The organism is Candidatus Nitrotoga sp. BS (genome assembly GCF_927797785.1).
GTDB lineage: Bacteria > Pseudomonadota > Gammaproteobacteria > Burkholderiales > Gallionellaceae > Nitrotoga.
Window position 1 is genome coordinate 22,580 of the sequence record NZ_CAKMLL010000027.1, and the last position, 22,869, is coordinate 45,448.

At 47.4% G+C, this 22,869-nt stretch carries 22 protein-coding genes, 1 pseudogene and 1 CRISPR repeat array; of the genes and pseudogenes, 8 read left to right on the plus strand and 15 right to left on the minus strand.

The genetic code is table 11. From position 1 onward, the window contains the following. Nucleotides 1-3 precede the first annotated feature (3 nt). From csm4 to cas2 (MJ769_RS01465), 6 genes are all read left to right on the plus strand, one after another. Nucleotides 4-978 carry a type III-A CRISPR-associated RAMP protein Csm4 gene (gene csm4 / locus MJ769_RS01440; RefSeq protein WP_239234068.1) on the plus strand — a complete coding sequence of 325 codons (975 nt, stop codon included), beginning with the start codon at nucleotides 4-6 and terminating at the stop codon, nucleotides 976-978. Continuing rightward, the gene (locus MJ769_RS01445; protein ID WP_239234069.1) at nucleotides 975-2,699 is read left to right on the plus strand and encodes an RAMP superfamily CRISPR-associated protein; all 1,725 of its coding nucleotides are present in this window, start codon (nucleotides 975-977) and stop codon (nucleotides 2,697-2,699) included. The genes csm4 and MJ769_RS01445 overlap by 4 nt, the downstream gene beginning before the upstream one ends. A gap of 147 nt (nucleotides 2,700-2,846) precedes the next feature. Continuing rightward, complete coding sequence (locus MJ769_RS01450) at nucleotides 2,847-3,173, plus strand: hypothetical protein (RefSeq protein ID WP_239234070.1); 327 nt, start codon at nucleotides 2,847-2,849, stop codon at nucleotides 3,171-3,173. Nucleotides 3,174-3,255: 82 nt separating this feature from the next. Continuing rightward, nucleotides 3,256-4,539 (plus strand): TIR domain-containing protein, encoded by a 1,284-nt coding sequence (locus MJ769_RS01455; RefSeq protein WP_239234071.1) that lies wholly within the window; start codon nucleotides 3,256-3,258, stop codon nucleotides 4,537-4,539. A 522-nt stretch (nucleotides 4,540-5,061) separates the two neighbouring features. Then, nucleotides 5,062-5,343, plus strand: a complete 282-nt coding sequence (gene cas2 / locus MJ769_RS01460; RefSeq protein WP_239234072.1) for a CRISPR-associated endonuclease Cas2 — start codon at nucleotides 5,062-5,064, stop codon at nucleotides 5,341-5,343. 14 nt (nucleotides 5,344-5,357) lie between these two features. Beyond that, nucleotides 5,358-5,633, plus strand: coding sequence for a CRISPR-associated endonuclease Cas2 (cas2, locus tag MJ769_RS01465; protein WP_239234073.1), 276 nt, complete (start codon nucleotides 5,358-5,360; stop codon nucleotides 5,631-5,633). 213 nt (nucleotides 5,634-5,846) lie between these two features. Then, nucleotides 5,847-6,577: a CRISPR direct-repeat array (repeat unit 36 nt; unit sequence GTATTTTCTGACCGGATTTCACAACGGGATTAAGAC). Between the two features lie 444 nt (nucleotides 6,578-7,021). Here the strand turns inward: cas2 (MJ769_RS01465) and rnhB are convergent. The 15 genes from rnhB to rpsB all read right to left on the minus strand — a co-directional run bounded on the left by rnhB (nucleotide 7,022) and on the right by rpsB (nucleotide 21,104). Then, nucleotides 7,022-7,606 carry a ribonuclease HII gene (rnhB, locus tag MJ769_RS01470; RefSeq protein WP_239234074.1) on the minus strand — a complete coding sequence of 195 codons (585 nt, stop codon included), beginning with the start codon at nucleotides 7,604-7,606 and terminating at the stop codon, nucleotides 7,022-7,024. Next, nucleotides 7,603-8,772 (minus strand): lipid-A-disaccharide synthase, encoded by a 1,170-nt coding sequence (gene lpxB / locus MJ769_RS01475; RefSeq protein WP_239234075.1) that lies wholly within the window; start codon nucleotides 8,770-8,772, stop codon nucleotides 7,603-7,605. The genes rnhB and lpxB overlap by 4 nt, the downstream gene beginning before the upstream one ends. Before the next feature lie 9 nt (nucleotides 8,773-8,781). After that, on the minus strand, nucleotides 8,782-9,558 hold the full coding sequence (gene lpxA, locus MJ769_RS01480; RefSeq protein WP_239234090.1) for an acyl-ACP--UDP-N-acetylglucosamine O-acyltransferase: 777 nt from the start codon (nucleotides 9,556-9,558) through the stop codon (nucleotides 8,782-8,784). After that, complete coding sequence (gene fabZ, locus MJ769_RS01485; protein WP_239234076.1) at nucleotides 9,552-10,004, minus strand: 3-hydroxyacyl-ACP dehydratase FabZ; 453 nt, start codon at nucleotides 10,002-10,004, stop codon at nucleotides 9,552-9,554. Before fabZ ends, lpxA begins: the two co-directional genes overlap by 7 nt. Next, nucleotides 10,004-11,044 (minus strand): UDP-3-O-(3-hydroxymyristoyl)glucosamine N-acyltransferase, encoded by a 1,041-nt coding sequence (gene lpxD / locus MJ769_RS01490; protein WP_239234077.1) that lies wholly within the window; start codon nucleotides 11,042-11,044, stop codon nucleotides 10,004-10,006. The genes fabZ and lpxD overlap by 1 nt, the downstream gene beginning before the upstream one ends. Nucleotides 11,045-11,068: 24 nt before the next feature. Next, nucleotides 11,069-11,572, minus strand: a complete 504-nt coding sequence (locus MJ769_RS01495) for an OmpH family outer membrane protein (protein ID WP_239234078.1) — start codon at nucleotides 11,570-11,572, stop codon at nucleotides 11,069-11,071. Nucleotides 11,573-11,591: 19 nt separating this feature from the next. Then, the gene (gene bamA, locus MJ769_RS01500) at nucleotides 11,592-13,868 is read right to left on the minus strand and encodes an outer membrane protein assembly factor BamA (RefSeq protein WP_239234079.1); all 2,277 of its coding nucleotides are present in this window, start codon (nucleotides 13,866-13,868) and stop codon (nucleotides 11,592-11,594) included. A 13-nt stretch (nucleotides 13,869-13,881) separates the two neighbouring features. Beyond that, entirely contained in the window at nucleotides 13,882-15,234 is a 1,353-nt protein-coding gene (rseP, locus tag MJ769_RS01505; protein WP_239234080.1) for an RIP metalloprotease RseP, read from the minus strand. Nucleotides 15,235-15,236: 2 nt separating this feature from the next. After that, nucleotides 15,237-16,439 (minus strand): 1-deoxy-D-xylulose-5-phosphate reductoisomerase, encoded by a 1,203-nt coding sequence (gene ispC / locus MJ769_RS01510; RefSeq protein ID WP_239234081.1) that lies wholly within the window; start codon nucleotides 16,437-16,439, stop codon nucleotides 15,237-15,239. Continuing rightward, nucleotides 16,436-17,257 carry a phosphatidate cytidylyltransferase gene (locus tag MJ769_RS01515; RefSeq protein ID WP_239234082.1) on the minus strand — a complete coding sequence of 274 codons (822 nt, stop codon included), beginning with the start codon at nucleotides 17,255-17,257 and terminating at the stop codon, nucleotides 16,436-16,438. Before MJ769_RS01515 ends, ispC begins: the two co-directional genes overlap by 4 nt. Beyond that, nucleotides 17,250-18,029: a polyprenyl diphosphate synthase gene (gene uppS, locus MJ769_RS01520; protein WP_239234091.1), complete on the minus strand. Its 780-nt coding sequence runs from the start codon at nucleotides 18,027-18,029 to the stop codon at nucleotides 17,250-17,252. Before uppS ends, MJ769_RS01515 begins: the two co-directional genes overlap by 8 nt. A gap of 103 nt (nucleotides 18,030-18,132) precedes the next feature. Further along, a complete protein-coding gene (frr, locus tag MJ769_RS01525) occupies nucleotides 18,133-18,690 on the minus strand; it encodes a ribosome recycling factor (RefSeq protein WP_239234083.1) in 558 nt (185 codons plus the stop codon). 15 nt (nucleotides 18,691-18,705) lie between these two features. After that, the gene (gene pyrH / locus MJ769_RS01530) at nucleotides 18,706-19,428 is read right to left on the minus strand and encodes a UMP kinase (RefSeq protein WP_239234084.1); all 723 of its coding nucleotides are present in this window, start codon (nucleotides 19,426-19,428) and stop codon (nucleotides 18,706-18,708) included. A 3-nt stretch (nucleotides 19,429-19,431) separates the two neighbouring features. Beyond that, on the minus strand, nucleotides 19,432-20,310 hold the full coding sequence (tsf, locus tag MJ769_RS01535; protein ID WP_239234085.1) for a translation elongation factor Ts: 879 nt from the start codon (nucleotides 20,308-20,310) through the stop codon (nucleotides 19,432-19,434). Nucleotides 20,311-20,378: 68 nt separating this feature from the next. Next, nucleotides 20,379-21,104, minus strand: coding sequence for a 30S ribosomal protein S2 (rpsB, locus tag MJ769_RS01540; protein WP_239234086.1), 726 nt, complete (start codon nucleotides 21,102-21,104; stop codon nucleotides 20,379-20,381). 651 nt (nucleotides 21,105-21,755) lie between these two features. Here rpsB and MJ769_RS01550 point away from each other — a divergent pair. Then, nucleotides 21,756-22,090 (plus strand): annotated as a pseudogene (locus MJ769_RS01550) (transposase); the annotation flags it as partial. A 357-nt stretch (nucleotides 22,091-22,447) separates the two neighbouring features. Next, a complete protein-coding gene (locus tag MJ769_RS01555) occupies nucleotides 22,448-22,714 on the plus strand; it encodes a hypothetical protein (protein ID WP_239234087.1) in 267 nt (88 codons plus the stop codon). The last annotated feature ends 155 nt before the right edge of the window (nucleotides 22,715-22,869 follow it).

A 22,869-nucleotide genomic window follows, 5' to 3' on the forward strand; every position in this document is an offset into this window, starting at 1 on the left:
ACCATGCGCACTTATCGCGCCAGTATTACACCCTTGTCAGCATTTGGAACACTATTGTTGGGTGACACGCTGTTTGGCCAATTGTGTTGGGCGATTCGTAACCGTTATGGCGAGCAAAGGCTGGACGAATTGCTTGACGGTTATACGAACACAATCAGCAATCCATTTGTGGTGGTTTCCGATGCATTCCCATCTGGATTCTTGCCACGCCCGGCATTGCCTAGTAGTTGGTTTGACGAAATTCAAGGTGAAGATCGCAAAGCGGTCAAAAGGTTAACCTGGCTACCGATCAGTAAATTTCATCAGCCCGTGGCGCAATGGCTCAACTTCTGTCAACCTGCAGCAGAATTATTTGGCAGTACACCCGATGAACATCCACAACCACACAATACTCTCGATCGTATCACTGGTACTACAGGTACGGGACAGTTTGTGCCTTATGTCATGAGCCAGTCGTGGTTCGGCGAGAAAGATTACAACGATTTGATTGTACTGGATATTTATCTTATTTTTGATGAGACGCGCATCACTGCCGACGAGTTGCGCCAACTGTTCGAAGACATAGGCAACATCGGTTTTGGTCGCGATGCCAGCATCGGGCTGGGTAAATATGCAGTGCAAGATTGGACGATATTTGAACTGCCCAGTCAAATAAACACCAACTCATGGATGACCCTTGCCCCCTCCGCACCACAAGATTTATGCTGGAACAGTGCACGCTGCTTCTACCAAACCTTTACTCGATTTGGTAGACATGGCGATGTCGCAGTGCATGGTAAAAATCCATTCAAAACACCTTTACTGTTGACTGTCAGCGGTGCGGTACTCACACCGCAGCTGGATGTATCAAAGCTTGGCTATATCGGGCAGGGATTAGGCGGCAGCGGCAAGCTATCTAGAACTATTGAAGCCACCGTACATCAGGGATATGCACCTGTAGTGGGGATTTATTTGCCGGACAGAAAGGTTTGTGCATGAAAATCTTAGACAGCTACCGCTTGCTTATCACACCACTGTCACCTACCCACATTGGCACTGGTGAAAGTTACGAGCCAACCAATTACGTCATTCAGGATGACTTGTTGCATGAGTTCGATACCAGTACAGTGATGAAAGTGTTATCAGAGGTCGACAGGGCAAAATTGTTTGACATTTCCAACGGTAAACCCAATGCCGAAATGATTAAGGCTGTGCAGCGATTTTTCTATGAACGGCGCACACTTTTTATGGAGCATGCTATTCAATGCACCCCTGTGCTGCGCGGTGTTGCTAACCTCTATGACAAGCGTGTTGGACAGACGGCCAACCAAGAAGCTGACGGTAGGAACGTGGTTAACCGATTGGAAATCGATCGCACCAGTTTTAATTCCATTACTCGACAGCCAGTACTGTTTGGTTCGTCCATGAAGGGAGCAATACGCACCGCGCTGCTGGATAGTATCAATGACGCTAAACCACTTCTCGATTTGACAGCCAAGAAGCGTAAGGAAAATAACGAAGAGCTGCAACAACGACTATTTCAATATCGGGCGGGGAAATTTGAACTAGATCCAATGCGCCTTGTACAACTCTCTGATGCTGCTTGGCAAGGTGACGATGGTTTGCCAGCCACCCAAGTTCATTTGGCAGTCAACCGCAAAAAATCGGTGGTACTGAATGAACAGGGCAAGGAGCGCAAATCGCAGGCTGAATCCGAAGGACTTTATCAAATTCTCGAATGTGTAGCGGGCTGGCGTTATCGGGCATTTTCTGCACAATTGAATTTTCAGTTGGTTGACAGTTTCAGCAACCTTCACGGTGCTAACCTAAAATTGCCAGTCAAAGAATTACGCCTTGATATGACTTGTGTTGCCAAGGCGTGCAACGACTTCTACATCCCCATCATGGAGGCTGAAAACCAGCTTATGCAAGTGCGTGGTTATTTGAATGAAACATGGAGAAATTCCATACAGCAATTCCTGACGGCGGCAAAATCAAAAATGCAAAATGGCGAAGTATTCTTGCTGAGAGTGGGGCGGCACTCTGGCGCAGAATCTGTAACCTTACGCGGTGTACGAAGCATTAATATCATGAAGGGGAAAGGACAGCCAGCTGAACGTGAAGCAACAGCCAAAACCTTTTGGCTTGCCGCTGACGAAAAAGATCAATTGCAAAACCTTTTGCCCTTCGGTTGGTTACTGGTGGAAATTCTTCCGCTGGCTGCACCAGCGGAAGAATGGATGCAGCTCAAAACAACTTGCGAACCCCATCTTTCCACCATTCGCGAGTTTGCCGAAAAAATTTCTAAACAGCAGGCTGTACTGAAACATGCACGCATGTTAGAGGAAGCCAGGCATCGCGAAGAAGAAGACAAAACCAGGCTGGTTGCTGCTGAAGCTGCACGCAAAATACAGGAAGAAGAAGAGTACAAGGCACGACTTGCTACTCTGTCAAAAAATATGCAGCGTGTGGAGCAATTTATCAACCTCGCAAAACAACGAACTGAGCAACTGCTTGGAAAAAAAGAAAATCTTAACGCTGCATTTCATACAGCCGCACGGTCACTCGCCAAAGATGCACTGGGAAGCGGGGATTGGAATGTGGAGGAAAAATACGCTGTAGCAAGTGCCATCTCCGGTTGGTTACCTAGGGTTGTCACTGGGATTGACAAGGATCAACTTAAGAAACTCAATCTGAATGTGCTTTACGACAATGCGTAAACAACGCAATATGTCATTAACTCGGAGGGCACACCCGCCGATTGGCATAATCCTGTTCCCGTCCCTTTTCTGGTGGCCGACAAGCCAAAGTTAATGTTCGCCGTTGCGCCGCGCGACGGGAAAACGAATGGGGAATTAACCAACGTAATGGCAGCACTGGCAAGCGCGCTCGAATGGCTGGGTGCGGGTGCCAAGACGGCTGTGGGCTACGGGCGTATGGTCAACCCGACAAACACGGCTCAAAAATGGCTTGACAAGATCATGGACGAGCTTAGAAATGACAAAGATTTTAAAGGACAACCGGAAGAGACATTATGGAAAAAAGCACTTTCTGAAAAATATTTGTTGGCCAGCGCTGAGATAAAAAAAGAATCATTACCGCTAGTCCAAGAAAAATGGAAAGAGCTTGGGATTGATTGGAATAACCCAGTCGGAAATAGTGCGAAGGCTGCAAAAATTAATTTTTCAAAATAAATCCGGCTCACTTGAGAAAAGCTTCACCAGATCAATACAAGAATAACCGTAACATAAAACTTTTTAGCGATCGAGAATAATCATGATATACGCCTCCACCTTTCTGTCTCATAGCTTTTCCGATAAATCCCTCGTTAAAGCTGTAGCAAATGAATTGGGGCGTCGTGGAATTATTGCCTGGCTGGATGAAAATGATCTGACCCCCGGCCTCGATCTTTGTAACGCGCTCAAAGAGGCGATTCAACGGCAGGCCACGATTTGCATCTTTTTATCTGAACAGGCCGTAAAATCGGAATGGATTAAAGATGAACTTGCCATCGCTCTCGCTAACGTGGAAAAATCTGACAGGATTATTCCCGTCTACCTTAGCGAACCGCTTAAGCTGGTCAAATCCCATCCTCTATTGAAAAGCCGCTGGCTGCACGCGGATGGAGACAGGGTCACACAGCTTGGAATTCGCCTAAAACCAGAAACGGATACCGCAACCCAAGTCTGTGAAATTGCGGATGAGATTGCGAGGGGTATTTATGCTGAGTTGACGATTGCGACCCAGAACGACATCATTCTTTACGTGGACCAACGCGGCAACGGCAGGCGCTGTGGTGAACTTCTAGACATTCCTGCAAACGTGACAAAGTTGGATGCTCCCGCTCTGGTTTTTCGTCCTGACATTGAAGAACGTCGACAGGATGAAGTGCTATATGGCGATGCGTGGAAGAAGATGTGGCGTGACATGGAGTGCGCCCTTGGTCGCTCAATCGGGAGCATGAGGTGGCACGATCCCAAAAAAATCAGGATTCTTGGCAATGCCCAATTGGGATTTGCGTTCTTCCTGGGCCGATATTTCAACAGGAGCACTGCTGCCCATCTTTACTGTTATAACCACCGGGGCGATATTTTCAACAATAAGGATCAGGATCGGCACGCACCACTAGAGGGGGGCAATGCCAGTTGTGAGGCCAATCACCCTGAGGTTATTTCCGCCCCCTCTGGGCATAAGCTGGAAGCTATATCTCTCCTGTTAGTGAGCGCAAATTATGTGCAACCAATCGTTGATTATTTGCAGGCTAACGCCTCCACATATCCGTCGAATAGCTATTGGGTGCAACATGATCTATTCTCCACCAATGAACAGGTCATGAATTATGTTGCAGACATCGTTGCATTGTTGTTGCGAATAAAAAGAGAACATGGTGTGCGTACCGTTTACCTATTCACCACTCTCCCATTTCATGTATTGCCTTTGCTGGGAGCGAATCTACTTCATGTGATGGAGAATATCGTTTTCATGGAATATCGACGCGATTTGCAGAGTAAAGACTCTGGTGTCGGGGAGATGTATGTTCCGCTTACTGATGAAAAATAATCCCATGCCTCTGACCTTAGACCTGACGGAAGAATTTTCGGCCTGTCGGTTGACCAGATGGTATTCAGCGCTTGCCTGAAGGCAAGCTGTTTTACCGCCATTAACGATAGCTGCCGTCGATATGAATAAGCATGTCGAGGTTTACTATCGTCCGCCTGAAACGATCATTGGAATCCAAGTCTGAAATACAACCGGAAAGGTGCGCTTTCCAAACCTGGACAGATTATTTCGATCCCAGATAGATTCTGTTTATTTTTCGCACGATCGACCGAAGGGAACTGCGTACTATTAATGTCAGCTGTCCATCAAATATTTTTCCGCAATTCATTTCATTTTCCGATGTCGCTATTCCAGCTAAGGCCGTAACTGAAACAACAGGGTGAGTACCACTCTGCCTCGTAGAGGTTCTTGCTTCCCCATGGGTGTCGGTGTGTACCCAAGAGAAATACCTCTTACCGCGTGGGCACAGAAGCGTGCCCACCCTACGAAACCTATCGGCCGTGCGTAATGCGCTAAACAACCATGCAGGCATTCTGGATCATCGCCTACGACATCGCCGACAACCGCCGCCGGGCGCGCATAGACCGTGTGTTGAAGAATTATGCAGTGCGCGTGCAAGAAAGCGTCTTTGAAGGCTGGATCAGCCATTCCAGGCTGCGCCAGCTCAAACGTGAGTTGCACGCTGAAATGGATACGGTTCATGACCATATCCGTCTGTATACATTGTGTCACTGGTGCGAAGGTGCTATCAAAAGCCAGGGAAAAGGTCGCCGTGCAGAAGATGTTGATTACTACCTATTTTAAAATGCCCCTATACCATGCTAATCATGATTTGCTATGACATCGCTGATGATCGCCGCCGTAACAAAGTGGCGCGGCTGTTGCAAGGCTGGGGGAAACGCGTGCAGGAAAGTCTATTCGAATGCTATATAACGGCGCGTCAGCAACGCCAGATCATCCGCGATATAGCGTCTCTGATTGATGCCGAACAAGATAAGGTGCGCTACTATGCGCTTTGCGGCAAGGATCGCGGCAAATTGCAAGTGCTGGGGAACGGAAGCGAAACTCAGGATATTGCCTATTGGCTATGTTAGCGGCGATGAAGTGGCTTATTGTTCTTTAACATACGGAAAGCAAGCAAAACAAAGGGTTGCGTTTATGGTAATAAAATTTGCGCAGCATGATGATTTATTTGAAGAATTCGCTATAATATCCATGTTGCTGAAGTTCAGAGGTGCGCTTGCTGTAGTGTGCGCCGCTAAATGGACTGCAACACAAGGCGGGACGGGGCATAGAAGTGACAGAGTGTATTTTCTGACCGGATTTCACAACGGGATTAAGACTCGTTCAACAATTGTGATCCACCGTGAAAAATGGTATTTTCTGACCGGATTTCACAACGGGATTAAGACTAGACAAGATTGTATTTTGCAATCCCATCCGTTGTATTTTCTGACCGGATTTCACAACGGGATTAAGACGTTTGAGTACAGTACGCTGGCTGTGGTGAAAACCGTATTTTCTGACCGGATTTCACAACGGGATTAAGACTTGTCAATACTACACATCCATCCAGATTAAAGTATTTTCTGACCGGATTTCACAACGGGATTAAGACCTTACTTTTTGGTCCATGGTGAAAGTTCTTTATCGGTATTTTCTGACCGGATTTCACAACGGGATTAAGACAGTCATAATCAGCCCAATAAAACCATTTTCAAAAGGTATTTTCTGACCGGATTTCACAACGGGATTAAGACTCAATAATTACCATTTCTACGTCATGCATTTTTAGTATTTTCTGACCGGATTTCACAACGGGATTAAGACCGACCGTCTGTAAATGTTACGCGTCTCATTTGAGAATTTTCTGACCGGATTTCACAACGGGATTAAGACGTTTGTGTATTCCACAACAGACCAGCTACGCACGGTATCTTCTGACCGGATTTCACAACGGGATTAAGACTGCAAAAGCCGGAATGGCGCACAAGGTTAAAATGTATTTTCTGACCGGATTTCACAACGGGATTAAGATGTCGGGACTCTCAATTCAGCAACCCTGTGAGGATTTTCTGACCGGATATTTTTGGCCTGACATCTCTTAAAACGTGGCCAGATAGAAACATCGCTGGAAGCGATGGATTAAGTCAGGTCGATCAAGGAGATGCTGCAGAAATTAGAAGCAGAGCGGGAGGCTAAATTACGAGGCAGTGAATCAATGCGGGAAATCCAAGTTAATAATCGCTTGTATTACCAATAGGGCATCTCTAAAAATCCAATTTGGAAAGCCGCCGCTTTGCGGCTTGCCTGCTTACCCCGTTTCGTCACAGTACGGCGTTACTCGAAAAAATTATCGCTGACATATCAACTCTATGCCGCGTTCAAATTTTTTACTTTTGCCTTGCCTTGCTTAGGGCGCAACATCAAGGTGACAAAATCACTGCTACGGGCGTGCAGCATCAGCTTGAACAGATTCGCTTCATCCCTTCTGCTGTTGCAATGCATCTCGTACAGGGCGGAAGGTTTTTCTGTGTTCGGGGGTAACGCCATGCTTGCTCAATGCCAGCAGATGTGCCTTAGTCGGGTAGCCCTTGTGCGCCGCAAAACCATATTGTGGATAGGTATCATGCAACAGCAGCATGGCTGAGTCACGCGCGGTTTTAGCCAATATCGAGGCTGCCGAAATGGATGCAACCGTGCTATCTCCTCGCACAATGGCACGGCTCGGCAGTCCCGTATCCGGGCAATACAGGCCGTCGACCAACACCTCATGCGGTCGGATCTGCAGCATTTCAATTGCACGGCGCATAGCCAATAGACTGGCACGCAAAATGTTGATGGAATCGATCTCTTGGACTGAAGCTTCTGCAATCGCCCACGCCAAAGCATGTTGCTTTATTTCCAATGCCAGATAATTGCGCCGCTTTTCACTGAGCTTCTTGGAATCGTTCAGCCCTTCGATTGGTCGGCAGTTGTCCAATATTACTGCAGCGGCATAAACTGGCCCGGCTAACGGGCCTCGCCCGGCCTCATCCACACAACAAATAAGCAGGGTATTGTTCACTTGATGGCACAATTTTGACCGCTTAAATACGGCAGGATAGCCTGCGCCGCCTTGTGAGCATTGCCTTGCCTAAGCGTGGAATGCATATCGGTGAAGATTGCTTCCAGTTCAGCCACTGCCTGATCGTCGAACAGCAAGTTCAGCAATGCTTGTCTAAGGTTTTCTGGCGTCGCATCTTTCTGCAACAATTCCGGCACTACGAATTTCCCGGCAAGTATGTTGGGCAGACCGACATAGGGTTGGTATTTTTTACGCTGCATTAGCCACCATGATAAGGCTGGCATCTTGTAAGTAATCACCATGGGGCGCTTTAACAGCGCAGTTTCCAACGTAGCGGTACCCGATGCAACGAGTACAATATCTGCCGCTATAATCGCATCGTGCGCATGGCCAAATAAGATCGTAATAGGCAAATCATGTCCATCGCATTGCCACAAAGCCTCCTTAAAGATACGGCGCGTTTCACTGCTGGCCAGCGGTACCAGAAATATTGCCTCAGGTAGCTTCTGTAAAATAAGTCTTGCGGTTTCGATAAAGGTTGCAGCCAGAAAACGTACTTCACTTTGTCGGCTACCAGGCAGGAAGGCGAACACTTTGTTTTGCATGGACAAACGCATTTGTACGCGCATGGCGGCTCGATTGGGCACTGCTGGCAGCATGTCAGCCAGCGGATGTCCTACATAGGTTACAGGGATGCCGGCTTTTTTATACAGTGGCGCTTCGAATGGGAATAGGGCCAGGATATGCGATACCGCACGTTTAATTTTGTGGATACGTTCGCCGCGCCACGCCCAAATAGATGGGCTAACGTAATGTATGACGGGAATACCGCGTTCCTTGAGCTTAAGTTCTAGATCAAGATTGAAATCTGGCGCATCAACACCAATGAATAAATCTGGTGGATTAGTACAGAAATGCGCCTGCAGCTTGCGGCGTATGCCGACAATTTCACAATAATGTCTTAATACTTCGACATAACCGCGCACTGCGAGTTTTTCCATCGGGAATAATACTTGCATACCCACTGCCTGCATCTTATGACCACCGATTCCGATAAATCGCACGTCAGGCATTGCCCGTTTGAGCGCTTCCATCAGATGGCTGCCCAGTAGATCACCAGAAGCTTCACCGGCGATTATGCCGATCACTTTTACTGGTTTTATCATGACCGCAAATTAGCGAATAACGCCGCGTTGCGAACCACCGATAAAATCAACCAGTGCATTTAATTCTGGGTAGGTTACAGCCTGTTCATCTATGGCGAATTTAGCCTGCTCTAGCGTCAGCCCGGCTTTGTACAAGGTCTTGTAGGCACGCTTAATCGCCAGCACCGCATTATTTGAAAAACCATGCCGTCTCAATCCTTCAGAATTGATACCGTAGGGTGCGGCAGGATTGCCCGCAGCAGTTACATAAGGCGGAATATCTTGCAGCAATATAGTCCCCATTCCAGTTATCGCATGCGTGCCAATTTGACAGAACTGGTGCACCACGGTAAATCCTCCGAGAATGGCATAATCAGCAACCTTTACATGCCCGGCCAGTTGCGCGTTGTTGGCAAAAACAGTGTGACTACCTACTTGGCAGTCGTGTGCCAAATGTACATAGGCCATAATCCAGTTGTGGTTTCCAACACGCGTCACGCCAGTATCTTGTGAGGTGCCTAAATTGAAGGTGCAAAATTCACGAATAGTGTTGTTATCACCAATTTCCAGTCGCGTCGGCTCACCTGCATATTTCTTGTCTTGCGGGATTTCACCCAGTGAACAAAACTGGAATATGCGGTTATGCTGGCCGATACTGGTGTGCCCGCTGATCACTACATGTGGGCCGATATGTGTGTTTTCGCCGATCTCAACGTGCTCACCGATGATTGAATATGCACCCACCTCAACGTTAGCTGCCAATTTAGCATTGGGGTGGATGATAGCCGTCGGGTGACGCACTATAATGCCCTAACGGTACACATCAATTCAGCTTCTGTCACAACTTGTCCGTCTACTTCAGCAGTTGCAGAAAATTTCCATAGGCCGCGCGAATTACGAAGAATAGCTACCTTTAAGGTGAGTTGGTCACCCGCGCTCACCGGTTTCTTGAAACGCGCGCCATCAATGCCAACAAAATAATATACTGATTTATCGTCTGGCTTGGTACCCAAAGTTTTAAATGTCAGGATGGCCGCAGCCTGCGCCATGGCTTCAATGATCAGTACACCGGGCATGACCGGATGATGCGGAAAATGACCGCCAAAGAAAGGTTCATTGATACTGACATTTTTCAGTGCCACTATATTCTTGCCGGGATCGTATGACAGCACACGGTCGATTAGTAGAAATGGATAACGGTGCGGCAAATATTCCAGAACCTCATAGATGTCCATTTGGGTATCAGTGCTCATCAACCTTCTTTCCTTATAGTCTCAATCTCTTGTTGCAGCATTTTTATTTTATTTGCCAATTCATCCAGATGACGCAGCTGGGCAGCATTTTTTCGCCACACTTCGTGCGTACTGAATGGAAAAATACCAGTATAGGTTCCGGGCTCCCGAATAGACTTTCCGATCATCGTATAAGAAGATATCTCCACATGATCCGATATTTGTGTATGTCCTAAAATACCGGTTCCGCCACCGATTCGACAATGGCGCCCAATAATCGCGCTACCTGCAATGCCCACACATCCAGCAATAGCAGTATGTGCACCAATGCGTACATTATGCGCAATCTGAATCAGATTATCTAACTTGACGCCTTCCTCAATCACGGTGTCATCCAGCGCACCACGATCTATAGTGGTATTCGCGCCGATTTCCACATCATTGCCAATGACCACACGGCCGATCTGCGGAATTTTCAGCCAGCGGCCTTCATCCATCGCTATGCCGAAACCATCCGCGCCGATCACTGCGCCGGTATGCACTATCAGTCTGTCTCCCAAAATGCAATTGTGATAGACCACGACATGTGGGTATAAGCGTGCGTCTATGCCTATAGTTACCCCGGCACCAATACAGCAACCTGCCATAATCACACAGCCAGCTCCTATCCTGGTATCTGCACCAATCACTACATGTGGACCAATATATGCGGCTGGATCAATTTGAGCACCTTCCTCAATCACGGCACTGGGGTGTATTCCGGGAACAACGAAAGTTGGAGGATTCAGAAATGCAGAAACCTTGGCAAAATAAACATAAGGGTTGTCGCATACGATGCGGGGGAGTGGTGTTGTCTCAGCGTCTGCCGTGCTTACAATTATTGCACTGGCACGCGTAACGGCAAGCAACGAGCGATATTTTACGCTCGCCAAAAAAGTAAGATGCCCGACTTGCGCATTTTCCAGTGTAGCTATTTGATTGACAGTTATCTCGGCATTACCCAGCAACTGACCACCGAAACGTGCTGTGATTTCTTTAAGACTATAGTCTGTCCGCTTCATACAATTTGAACTGAACCTGGCGCTTTATTTATCATTGTCCATATATTTCAATACTTTTTCGGTAATATCAATTTTTGGGTTGCGATACACTGCCTCCTGTAATATCAAGTCATACTTTTCTTTTTCTGCAAGCGCTTGAATGGCCTTATTAGCTTGTTCTAGAACAATTGACATTTCCTCATTTTTGCGCAGATTCAAATCTTCGCTGAAACCACGCTGCATGCGTTGCAGGTTCATGTTCAGATTGGCCAGTTCACGTTCCTTGTCGCGTTTTTTAGCATCTGACAGAGTCAGACCTTCCTTTTCCATGAGGATTTGGATATCTTTTACCTGCTTGACGATCTTCTTCATTTCCTGGTTGCGTCCAGAAAACTCCTTCTCAATTTTTTTCTCGGCCTGCACAGCAGAAGACGATTCACGCAAAATGCGTTCGGTATTTACTATGCCAACCCGAAAATCCGCCGCCAATGCTTGAGTACAACTGACCATTAGCAATAGCTGCATAAACTTCATAATCAAAATTTTCATTTTTTCCTCCCGACCTAATTTAAAATAACGAACCCAAGGTAAACTGAAATTGTTGCACCCTGTCACCAGACTGCTTGTTTAGCGGCACACCCATACTAACTTTAAGTGGACCAACTGGTGAGACCCAAGTAACAGCGACACCAGTAGAATAACGTAAGCTGTCAGATGCTGACAAACCTTGACCAAACACTGAGCCCGCGTCCACAAAAGCACTCAAGCGCACTGATCTGTCCTTGCTCATTCCAGGCATAGGGAATAACACTTCAGCATTTCCGATTATACGTCTGGTACTCCCCAGGGCTTGATTGTTAACGTCCCGTGGCCCGATTGAAAACGGACTATAACCACGCACCGAGCCTGGCCCGCCGGCATAGAAGTTCTTGAAGAATGGCACTGGCTTACCACCATAGCCCTGCGCACCGCCCATTTCACCATTCAGAAAGAAGGTGAGATTTTTACTGATCGGATAGAACCACTGATGCTGATATGTAAGCTTGTAAAACTGCTGGCTGTTGATCGGCATAGCGACTTCCAAGAACGCACGCTGCACCGTCCCCTCCGTAGTGTAAATAGCGCTGTCGCGATTATCTCGGTTCCAGCCTACAGAGCCCAACACGTTACTCGTGGTGGCTCCAAATATATTGACGAACTCTTTTAGTTGTAACGAGCTGGTGTCGGTCAGTGTCAGAGTAGTCTGTTCCGCCGACAAGCCATAATTTGTACTCTCGAAGTCGCTTATTGGTATACCAAAACGCACTCCTCCACCAATGGTTGAAGAGCTGAATGAGCTGATCGCCGTGGAGGCGGTATTCACGTTGCGTTTATATACATCAAAACCTCGGCTTACCCCATTATCAGTGTAATAGGGATTGGTATAAGACACTGAATACACTTTATTAACCTTACCGGTATTGATCTGTGTAGACAGGTTGTTGCCGGTACCGAACAAATTTCGCTGTGTGACAGAAGCAGTAAACACTAGCCCAACGTTACTGGATATTCCGGCACCGATCGAGAAATTCCCAGTGGATTTTTCCTTAACAGCCAAACTCACATCTATCTGGTCATTTTTACCTTGCACTGGAATAGTCTCAATATTTACTTCACTAAAGAAATCCAAGCGATCAACTTTTTGTTTGGAGGTCTTAATTTTAGATGCGGAATACCACGCACCCTCCATCTGACGAAATTCGCGTCGGATCACTTCGTCTCGGGTTTTAGTGTTACCTGTAATGTCGATGTGTCGTACATAGGCTCGCGAACCAGGGTCAACCACAAAGGTAAATCCCACTTGATGCTTTTCTTTATCTACATCCGGTACCGCATTGACATTGGCAAAGGCATAACCATCCTCACCAAGGCGGTCGCCTATTTTCGTGGTGGACTCGGTCAGTACCTTGCGAGAAAACACATCACCCGTTTGTGCTTTAATCAATTTTCGTGTCTCTGCATGAGACAAGATATTCTCAGGCCCAGATACCTTAATATCGGAAACTGTGTACTTGGCTCCTTCACTAATATTAATGGTAATGTAAATGTGTTCCTTGTCCGGTGTGATAGAAACTTGGGTAGAATCTATGGAAAACTCCAGATAGCCTGCGTCAAGGTAACGTGAACGCAAAATTTCCAAATCGGCAGACAGTTTTTGCTTAGAATATTGATCATTTTTGGTAAACCAGCTTAGCCAATTTGGAGTATCAAGCTGCATCAAACCCTTCAATTCCTTTTCGCTGAAAGCTTGGTTACCGATAATGCTAATTTGCTTTATTTTAGAAGTCTCACCCTCTACCACATTAAAGACGATAGCGACTCGGTTGCGTTCTAACTCGGTGACAGTGGTGTTGACGTTCACTCCGTATTTGCCGCGCGCAACATACTGACGCTTGAGCTCTTGCTCCGCTTTGTCCATTGCAGATTTGTCGAAAATACGACCATCTGCCAGCCCCACCAATTTAAGATTGTCGCGAAGCGTGTCTTTCGGAATGTCCTTTACACCATTAATTTCAATGCTGGCGATAGACGGACGTTCGCGCACCATTACAATTAAGACTCCCTGTTGCATTTCAAGGCGCACGTCTTTAAAAAAGCCAGTGGCAAACAGTGCACGGATTGCCGCAGCAGCATGCTCATCATCCAGCTTGTCACCAACCTTAACCGGCAAATAGCTGAATACAGTCCCTGCCTCAGTACGCTGTATGCCTTCTACACGAATATCCTTTACCACGAAGGGTTCGATAGCTATGGCGGACGCGGCATACAACAGCGGGATAAGCCCCGCTAGAATTTTTAATTTCATGTATTGTTTCAACCTAAAACAGACGGCTAAAATCGTTAAACAACGCAAGTGCCATCAACGTAACGAGTAGCGCAATACCAATTTTTTGCCCGACCTCCCAAATCTTCTCGGGCATCGGACTACCTTTGATTAACTCGACTATATAATACAGCAAATGACCCCCATCTAATAAGGGTATGGGCAGTAAATTCAATACTCCGAGACTAATACTGATAAGCGCCAGAAAATTTAGGTACGAGATCATACCCATCTGTGCAGACTGTCCAGCATAATCGGCAATGGTAATTGGCCCGCTCAAGTTTTTCAACGACATATCGCCTGTCACCATTTTGCCCAGCGCCTTCAAACTCACCTTGCTAATTTCCCAAGTTTTGCGTAAGGCATTGCCGAATGCTGCAAACGGCGCATATTGCACATTAGTCAACAAAGCGTCGAACTCACGCTGATCTATGTGCGGTGCAGCTCCAATTTTGCCTACCGTAATATTCCCTTCGTTGGTTGCCTCAGGTGTTAGATCAAGGATTCGTAGCATGCCACTTCGTTCAATCTCCAGCCGCATTAACTGTCCCGGATGACTGCGCACTACCTCCACCAAGCCTTTCCAGGATTTGATACTCTGCCCATCCACACTCAGGATTTTATCGTCCTGGAGTAGCCCAGCACGCTGAGCAATCCCGCCCTCTTCCAACTTTCCGATGATAGGACGCACCAGCGGCTGATAAGGTTGCAAACCGAGAACGCGCAAAAAATTTTCATCCATATCATCAGATGTGAGCGCTTTCAGACTGAGCACATGCTGGACTATATCTCCTTGCGTAGTAAGCGCTTCTATCCGTGCTTCGGTAGCACCTTGCAGAGCGAGATCCAATAATACCCAGCTCATTTGCTCCCAGCTCGGAATGACTTGCCCATTAATGCTGACGATAGTTTCCTGCGCTTGCATGGATGCGGCTTCTGCAGCGGTATTTGGTAATATTTCGCCCAGCACAGGCTTAAGGCTCGGCACACCATAGATGAATAACGCCCAGAACAGTAAAATAGCCAGCAGTAGGTTGGCCACCGGCCCCGCCACCACGATTGCTATGCGCTGTAAAACGGGCTGACGATTGAATGCAGAATGTAGCTCATGCGCTGCCACTTTACCTTCACGCTCATCCAGCATCTTCACGTAACCGCCTAAGGGAATAGCGGAGATCACCCAATCTGTCTCGCTATTTTTGAAGCGTTTACTGTAAATTTCCTTGCCGAAACCGACTGAAAAACGCAACACTTTCACACCGCACCATCGTGCTACCGAGTAGTGACCCAGCTCGTGGATCACTACTAATATTGCTATAGCAACTATGAAAGCCAGTAGAGTAATCATGATTAGCAAATCGTATTTTTAATTAAATCATTTGCCACTACACGCGCAGCTTCATCCGCCTCTAACACATCCTCCAGCGTGTTAACCGTAGTTATCCGCACATCAGCTAGCACATTTTCTATCAGTCGTGGAATGGCAAGAAAAGGAAGTTGTTTATTTAGGAATGCGGCCACGGCTACTTCATTGGCCGCATTTAGCATGGCAGGTGCTGTACCGCCGGCTCGTAAAGCTTGATAGGCCAGTGCCAAACCTGGGAAACGTGCAAAATCCGGCGCGACAAAATCAAGTGTCGCTACCTTAAGCAGATCCAGCGGCTCTGCACCCGCTTCAATCCGTTCCGGGTAAGCCAACGCATAAGCAATCGGGATGCGCATGTCCGGGTTACCCAACTGTGCCAGCACCGAGCCGTCTACATACTGCACAAGCGAATGAATAATGCTTTGCGGATGCACCACGACCTGAATCGCATCGGCTGGCGCGTTAAACAACCAGTGTGCCTCAATGACTTCCAGCCCCTTGTTTATCATGGTGGCGGAATCTACCGAAATCTTGCGTCCCATTATCCAATTAGGGTGCGCGCACGCTTGTTCTGGCGTGACATGTTGTAATTCAGATAAAGTGGCATTAAGAAAAGGTCCACCAGATGCAGTGAGCAAAATTTTACTTACCCCACTGGCAGCTAAACTATCCGTGCGATGACGAGAATAGTCATGAGGCAAAGCCTGAAAGATGGCGTTATGTTCACTGTCAATGGGCAACAACGTAGCGCCATGCTTTTGTATCACATCCATAAACACTCGCCCTGCCATTACCAGTGCTTCCTTGTTCGCCAGCAAAATTTTCTTGCCAGCGCGTGCAGCAGCTAACGTCGGCCGTAACCCTGCTGCACCGACAATAGCGGCCATTACCGTATCCACTTCCGGTAATGACGCAACCCGCTCCAGCGCTGATGCTCCACATAAAACCTCAACATCCATGCCAGCTCCAGCGATGCGCTGCTCCAGACGCATAGCTGCCCCTTCATCCATCAATACAGCATAGCGTGGTGCAAAACGAATACATTGCTCAAATAGAGTGTTGTCTTGACACTGCGCGGTGAGTGCAGTGATACGGTAGCGCCCAGGGTGGCGCGCCACCACATCCAATGTGCTTGTCCCTATGCTACCCGTAGAACCAAGTATGGTGAGATGGCTTATACTTTTCATGCCACCCTTTGAAGTAGAATCCCTAGTGCAGCCAATGGCAAAGTAGATGTCAGAGCATCAATGCGATCCAGCAGGCCACCATGACCGGGAAGCAATGCGCCGCTGTCTTTGACCCCAGCTTGACGCTTAATGGCCGACTCAAACAAATCTCCGATCACCGCCAGTCCCACCCATCCCCAAGATGCTAAAAGCATGCCAGACAGTGCTGCATAGTTAGTGAAAAGGTCATTTGTACAAACAATCAGCAGCACATACACAGTAACGCCGAGCAACGCGCCGAACACGCCTTCCCAAGTTTTACCGGGACTAATATTGGGCGCAAGCTTGTGCTTGCCAAATTTACGTCCACTGAAATAAGCCGCTATATCTGCCATCCATACTAGCCCCATCACTCCCAATAACCACCAAGGATTTTGCATACGCAAGTCCATCATCGCCACGCCAGTCGGAATCAATAGCATCCAACCAATTGGCATCATTAACAGCGGTTGGCGCACTTGCCAATGAGCGATCAGCCAAAGTGGCACCAAAATTAGCCATAACAACGCCGACATACCGTATATCAGCATATGCAATGACTCAAGCTGTCCAGGGTATTGCGTATCAAGAAAAACGATGCCCAACATCACAGCCAAAGTCAGCCATAAATAAGCATGAACCGACTTTTTGGACAGTTTGGATAAGTGCGCCCATTCCAATGATCCTTGCATCACAAGGATCATTACCAGCGCAGCCCACCCCAAAGTGGGCAATAAAAAAAGTGCTAACAGGAACAGTGACAGCAGAATAACGGCCGTGATCACTCGCTGCTTAAGCATTGGTTTTTCCATCCTGCATTCGCTCGCTCTGTACTTGGTCACTGGTTCGGCCGAAGCGACGCTCTCGCGCGTAGTAAGACTGAATAGCCAATTTCAATGCTTCGCCATCAAAGGCTGGCCACAGCGTATCGGTGAAATATAACTCGGTATAAGCCAATTGCCAGAGCAGGAAATTGCTGATGCGTTGTTCGCCGCCAGTACGGATAAATAAATCCGGCTCAGGCGCATAATGCATGGAAAGATACACTTCCAGGTCTTTATCTTTAAAACCGCCAGCCAGATCAGGTCGCGCTTGCAGCATCGACTGCATGGCTTGCATAATATCCCAGCGTCCACCGTAGTCGGCGGCAACGGTAAGCGTCAAGCTAGCATTGCCTGCAGTCAATTGTTCCGCGTCCAAAATGCATTGATTAAGATTGGCATCGAAACGGCTACGATCACCGATTATTTTTAGCCTAATATTATTTTCATGCAACTTGGATACTTCACGGTCAAGCATCTTCAAGAATAACTGCATCAGAAAGGAAACTTCGTCTGCTGGGCGACGCCAGTTCTCGCTACTAAAGGCAAACAGGGTCAGGTATTCGACCCCCAGTTCGCGGCAGACTTTCACGATCTCGCGTACCGTTGCCACGCCGCGTTGATGTCCAGCAACACGTGGCAGAAAGCGCTGCTTAGCCCAGCGACCATTACCATCCATAATGATGGCAATATGACGTGGCACTTGAGGTGTTGCCGGATCGGTGCGAGTGGAACTTTGAAATAACGCCATCATGAACCCCTGAAGCAATCTCGCGAGGACAACGACCATTTGGGTCGCTCAAGCGAGCAATGCACTCGCTTTCTCATGATATACCACCCCATATGGTGTGCAGTTAAACCGCCATCAGGTCAATTTCTTTTTTTTGCAGCAACTTGTCTACGTCTACTACGAAATGGTCAGTAAGTTTCTGTATCTCATCTTGCCCACGGCGCTCATCATCCTCGCCAATTTCTTTATCCTTAAGCAATTTCTTAAGGTGCTCATTGGCATCGCGACGTATGTTGCGTATAGCCACCTTAGCGCTCTCCGACTCACTACGCACAACCTTAATCAAGTCACGGCGACGTTCTTCGGTCAGCATCGGCATGGGCACCCGGATTAAATCCCCATTGGTTGCTGGATTCAGCCCCAGATCAGCATCGCGTATCGCCTTTTCCACCGGCACTATCATATTTTTTTCCCATGGCTGTACCCCAATGGTGCGCGAATCAATCAAAGTCACATTAGCAATCTGGCTAATCAACGTGGGACTACCATAATAATCCACAGTCACATGATCCAGAATACCCGTGTGTGCCCTACCAGTACGAATTTTGCCGAAATCCACTTTAAGCGTTTCCAGCGTCTTATTCATCTTCTGTTCAGAATTTTTTTTGATATCAGAAATCATTACATTTACTCTCCATCAGTTACAGTGCACCAGCGTCCCTTCATCCTGGCCCATCACTACGCGCTTAAGCGCGCCATGCTTGAAGATACTGAATACAATGATTGGCAAGCTCTGATCACGGCACAGGGTCAATGCAGTGGCATCCATCACCTTAAGATTTTTGTTAATCGCTTCATCAAAACTCAATTTCTGATAACGAGTAGCGGCGGAATCCAGTTTCGGGTCGGCGGTATACACCCCCTCCACCTTGGTTGCCTTAATGACAACATCTGCATCCATTTCAACGCCACGCAAGGCAGCGGCGGTATCAGTGGTGAAAAATGGATTACCCGTACCAGCAGCAAAGATCACAACTTTGCCATCTTCCAGGTAGCGCAATGCCTTGCCTCGTATAAATGGCTCAGCCACTTGCTCCAGGTTGAGAGCTGACTGCACCCGGCAATCCAAACCGAAACGTTTCATAGCATCCTGCAAGGCCATTGCATTCATTACGGTGGCCAACATTCCCATATAATCGGCGTTGGCACGATCCATTCCGGCAGCGGCCGGAGCAACTCCGCGAAAAATATTTCCGCCGCCGACCACCACCGCCACTTGCACTCCCAGCCTAACTACCTCGCCAATTTCACTCACGATACGCTCAATCACAGCACGGTTAATGCCGTAGCTATCATCGCCCATCAAGGCTTCCCCGGAAAGCTTGAGCAGAATGCGCTTATATGCTGGAGCAACTGACATCTATTATACCTTCGCGGCTGCAGCAACTTCGGCAGCGTAATCTACTACCGCCTTTTCTATACCCTCACCCACCACGAACATCTGGAACGCATTGACCTTAACGCCATGGGTAGACAATAACTTTTCTACCAAAATGTCAGGATCTTTCACAAATGGTTGGCCCAACAGAGTAACTTCAGCCAAGTACTTGGCAATACGTCCATCCACCATTTTTTCCACAATGTTAGCCGGCTTTCCGCTTTCTGCAGCTTGTGCGGTATAAACCTTCCGTTCTGTATCAAGCAACTCCTGAGACACTTGCTCTTTAGAAACACAAATCGGCTTGCTCGCAGCGATGTGCATCGCCAAATCTTTACCCAATGCGTCATCACCACCGCTGATATCTAAAAGCACACCTATCTTACTGCCGTGCAAATAAGTCACCAACTTGCCCGCTGTACTATAACGCACGAAACGACGCACACTGACATTCTCACCCACCTTCATGATCAGCGCCTTGCGTGCATCTTCCACACTGTCACCACCCCCCAATACAGCGGAAGACAGAGCCACAATATCACTTGGGTTATTTTGTGCAATGGCTTGCGCCACATTACTCGCAAATGCCATGAAATCATCATTCTTTGCCATGAAATCCGTTTCACAGTTCACTTCCACCAGCGCACCAACCTTACCATCAGTACTGATAAAAGCACTCACCAAGCCCTCAGCCGCTATACGCGAAGCCGCCTTACTTGCCTTGGCACCACTTTTAATGCGCAATAGCTCTTCAGCTGCCTTGAGATCGCCATTGGTTTCAACTAGCGCCTTTTTGCAATCCATCATGCCGAGACCAGTTGCCTCACGCAGATCCTTAACCATACCTGCGGTAATTTCCGCCATCCCAAACTCCTTGAAAAAACAACCTAAAAAAAGGGGCTCTCGCCCCTTTTATCCAATCGAAAAGAAGCTTATACCGCCTGCTCTTCGACCTGCGCCACGACTTCGTTAAGCGCCTGTTCGCGACCTTCCAGCACTGCATCGGCCATTCCACGCGCATACAAGCGTATAGCCTGACTGGAATCATCGTTACCCGGAATGACATAATCCACACCTAATGGAGAATGGTTGGTATCCACTACGCCTATCACTGGAATATTCAATTTCTGTGCTTCCACGATGGTACCCTTTTGGTAACCAACATCGATCACAAAAATCGCGGTAGGCAGACTCTGCATGTTCTTGATGCCACCGAGGCTGCGATCCAATTTTTCCAGCTCGCGTTGCATCATAAGACCTTCCTTTTTGGAAATTTTTTCCATAGCTACGCTATCCAGCATCAAAGCTTCCAGCTCATGCAGACGCTTTACGGATTGCTGTACAGTCTTAAAATTAGTGAGCATACCGCCCAGCCAGCGGTGATCAACAAAAGGACTGCCACAACGAAGTGCCTCTTCTTTGAGGATTTCGCGCGCTTGACGTTTAGTCGCAACAAACAATATCGTGCCCTTATTAGCAGCAATTTTGCGTACAAACTTCAACGCGTCGTTATACATAACAACGGTTTTTTCCAGATTGATAATATGAATTTTGTTACGATGGCCGAAAATAAAAGGAGCCATTTTCGGATTCCAATAACGAGTTTGATGTCCAAAATGGACGCCCGCCTCCAGCATTTGACGCATGATTACAGCCATAATTACTCCATGTGTTAAGGGTTAAGTCTTCCACTCGCCAGATCGACCTTTACAGGCACCCCAACATGAACGAGTGTGTGAATTTCCTGATATTTAAGCCTATGCAGAATAAGCAGGGCGCACATTGTAACCTAAGCGCCCAATCAACTCAAACGCGAGTCTTGCCCAATGTAGTAGCGATTGGTTGAACGCATTATTTCAACGAAGAATGAGCCTAAAGCGAACAAATTGAAGTCGAATTGAAGAAAGGGGCTGATTTTAGCTGTTAAAGCTCAACTGTTTATTAACGCACTCAACAAATAAATCTGAGGGGTTTGTGTACCATTTTTTCAATGACTGAATGGGAGTCAGATGAGTCAAAAGCAGGGGTGCATCACCACGCTGCTGATGCACCCGTTGAAGCGCTCCACCATGCCATTGGCTTGAGGATGATGAGGTGGCAGACGGACGATACTCTAGGCCCATCTCGGTACAACTGACATCAACACAAGCCTGCCTGTAGGCGTTCATTCATGCTGGTAAAGTGATTCCCGTTATCCGTCAGAATCATTGATTTTCATTGGTACGGCTCGTATCAGTCAGCACAAAAAATCGGTTATCTAATGATGGAAATCAACATCTAACGAGACATAGCTTTGTAATATTGAGAAGAGCGAGCAAGGTGATCGTCCACCGTTCCCCACCGAGACGATGGTGCGCATTCTGTTTCTGAAGCGGTGCAACAACCTCTCGGATGAACAGATGGAGTATCAACTGCTTGACCGGCTGAGCTACCAGCGCTTCTGCGGTCTGACTGATTCAGCGAGCATTCCGGATCGAACCACCGTCTGGACTTTTGAAAACCGAATTAGCGAAGTGGGTGCCCAGGCTTTATCGATGGTATGGAGCAACAACTGCTCAAGCAAGGCTACATCGCCCGCGGTGGTCAGATCATCGACGCTACTCTGGCTCCGGCTCCGAAGCAGCACTTCACCCGGGACGACAAGAAACAGCTCAAGGGTGCGCGCAACCTTCCCCTTTCGGCACAGGCGAATTTTGTCATGACCATGATAGCGGCCAGCTACAACTTTAAGCGTCTGGTTTAACTTAAGCGGGCTGGAATTGAGGCCTATAGACGTTCACAACAGTCCGAATTGCTTAAAAAATGAGCGATTCTAGATACAAAATGGAGTGGAACTGCGCAACAATATGCAATCCATCGAAGCATCTGAACCGGGTTTGCTCGCGGTCATAAAGTTCAGGCCGGAAAGTTTGAAAACTATGGTTTTTAGAGGTGCCCTGAATTGTGTTTTCTAGTTAATTAGATCAAAATACGCCGCTGATTGTTATTTAGGAATCCCAATATGAATATAAAACTTTTGCAGCTATTGGATGGTGCTGAAGATAAATATCCGCATGCTCTGGAACAGAAATTTCCACATGTTTTTACCAAAATCATGGAGTTATGGGGTTTGCCGGCAATTGATCAATATTTCATTGATCTGATGTTACACACGCGTGCTGTGCCGCGGGAAGGCTTCCCGCCGGATGCAGCTAAAGAGATCCTCGATCTAAGTCTCCTAAATGACGAACAAACCAAAGCAAAACAAGGTGCACGAATCAGTCAATAAAATAAGAGGGGGAAATTAAAAAGATACAAAAACCGAATTTTCGTATCTCTTAAGGAAATTTTGTTCAGTTTATTTTTTGCATTGCTGAGGAAAGATTTAACCCGCGGATTCAACAACGAAGTGCAACTTTTTCTAACAGAATGATGGGGCGAGAT

What these genes read in the sequence shown, in the direction of transcription:
- csm4 (WP_239234068.1), top strand. Translation starts at nt 4, where the DNA reads ATGCGCACTTATCGCGCCAGTATTACACCCTTGTCAGCATTTGGAACA.
- MJ769_RS01445 (WP_239234069.1), top strand. Translation starts at nt 975, where the DNA reads ATGAAAATCTTAGACAGCTACCGCTTGCTTATCACACCACTGTCACCT.
- MJ769_RS01450 (WP_239234070.1), top strand. Translation starts at nt 2,847, where the DNA reads ATGGCAGCACTGGCAAGCGCGCTCGAATGGCTGGGTGCGGGTGCCAAG.
- MJ769_RS01455 (WP_239234071.1), top strand. Translation starts at nt 3,256, where the DNA reads ATGATATACGCCTCCACCTTTCTGTCTCATAGCTTTTCCGATAAATCC.
- cas2 (WP_239234072.1), top strand. Translation starts at nt 5,062, where the DNA reads ATGCAGGCATTCTGGATCATCGCCTACGACATCGCCGACAACCGCCGC.
- cas2 (WP_239234073.1), top strand. Translation starts at nt 5,358, where the DNA reads ATGCTAATCATGATTTGCTATGACATCGCTGATGATCGCCGCCGTAAC.
- lpxB (WP_239234075.1), bottom strand. Translation starts at nt 8,772, where the DNA reads ATGATAAAACCAGTAAAAGTGATCGGCATAATCGCCGGTGAAGCTTCT.
- fabZ (WP_239234076.1), bottom strand. Translation starts at nt 10,004, where the DNA reads ATGAGCACTGATACCCAAATGGACATCTATGAGGTTCTGGAATATTTG.
- lpxD (WP_239234077.1), bottom strand. Translation starts at nt 11,044, where the DNA reads ATGAAGCGGACAGACTATAGTCTTAAAGAAATCACAGCACGTTTCGGT.
- MJ769_RS01495 (WP_239234078.1), bottom strand. Translation starts at nt 11,572, where the DNA reads ATGAAAATTTTGATTATGAAGTTTATGCAGCTATTGCTAATGGTCAGT.
- bamA (WP_239234079.1), bottom strand. Translation starts at nt 13,868, where the DNA reads ATGAAATTAAAAATTCTAGCGGGGCTTATCCCGCTGTTGTATGCCGCG.
- rseP (WP_239234080.1), bottom strand. Translation starts at nt 15,234, where the DNA reads ATGATTACTCTACTGGCTTTCATAGTTGCTATAGCAATATTAGTAGTG.
- ispC (WP_239234081.1), bottom strand. Translation starts at nt 16,439, where the DNA reads ATGAAAAGTATAAGCCATCTCACCATACTTGGTTCTACGGGTAGCATA.
- MJ769_RS01515 (WP_239234082.1), bottom strand. Translation starts at nt 17,257, where the DNA reads ATGCTTAAGCAGCGAGTGATCACGGCCGTTATTCTGCTGTCACTGTTC.
- uppS (WP_239234091.1), bottom strand. Translation starts at nt 18,029, where the DNA reads ATGGCGTTATTTCAAAGTTCCACTCGCACCGATCCGGCAACACCTCAA.
- frr (WP_239234083.1), bottom strand. Translation starts at nt 18,690, where the DNA reads ATGATTTCTGATATCAAAAAAAATTCTGAACAGAAGATGAATAAGACG.
- pyrH (WP_239234084.1), bottom strand. Translation starts at nt 19,428, where the DNA reads ATGTCAGTTGCTCCAGCATATAAGCGCATTCTGCTCAAGCTTTCCGGG.
- tsf (WP_239234085.1), bottom strand. Translation starts at nt 20,310, where the DNA reads ATGGCGGAAATTACCGCAGGTATGGTTAAGGATCTGCGTGAGGCAACT.
- rpsB (WP_239234086.1), bottom strand. Translation starts at nt 21,104, where the DNA reads ATGGCTGTAATCATGCGTCAAATGCTGGAGGCGGGCGTCCATTTTGGA.
- MJ769_RS01555 (WP_239234087.1), top strand. Translation starts at nt 22,448, where the DNA reads ATGAATATAAAACTTTTGCAGCTATTGGATGGTGCTGAAGATAAATAT.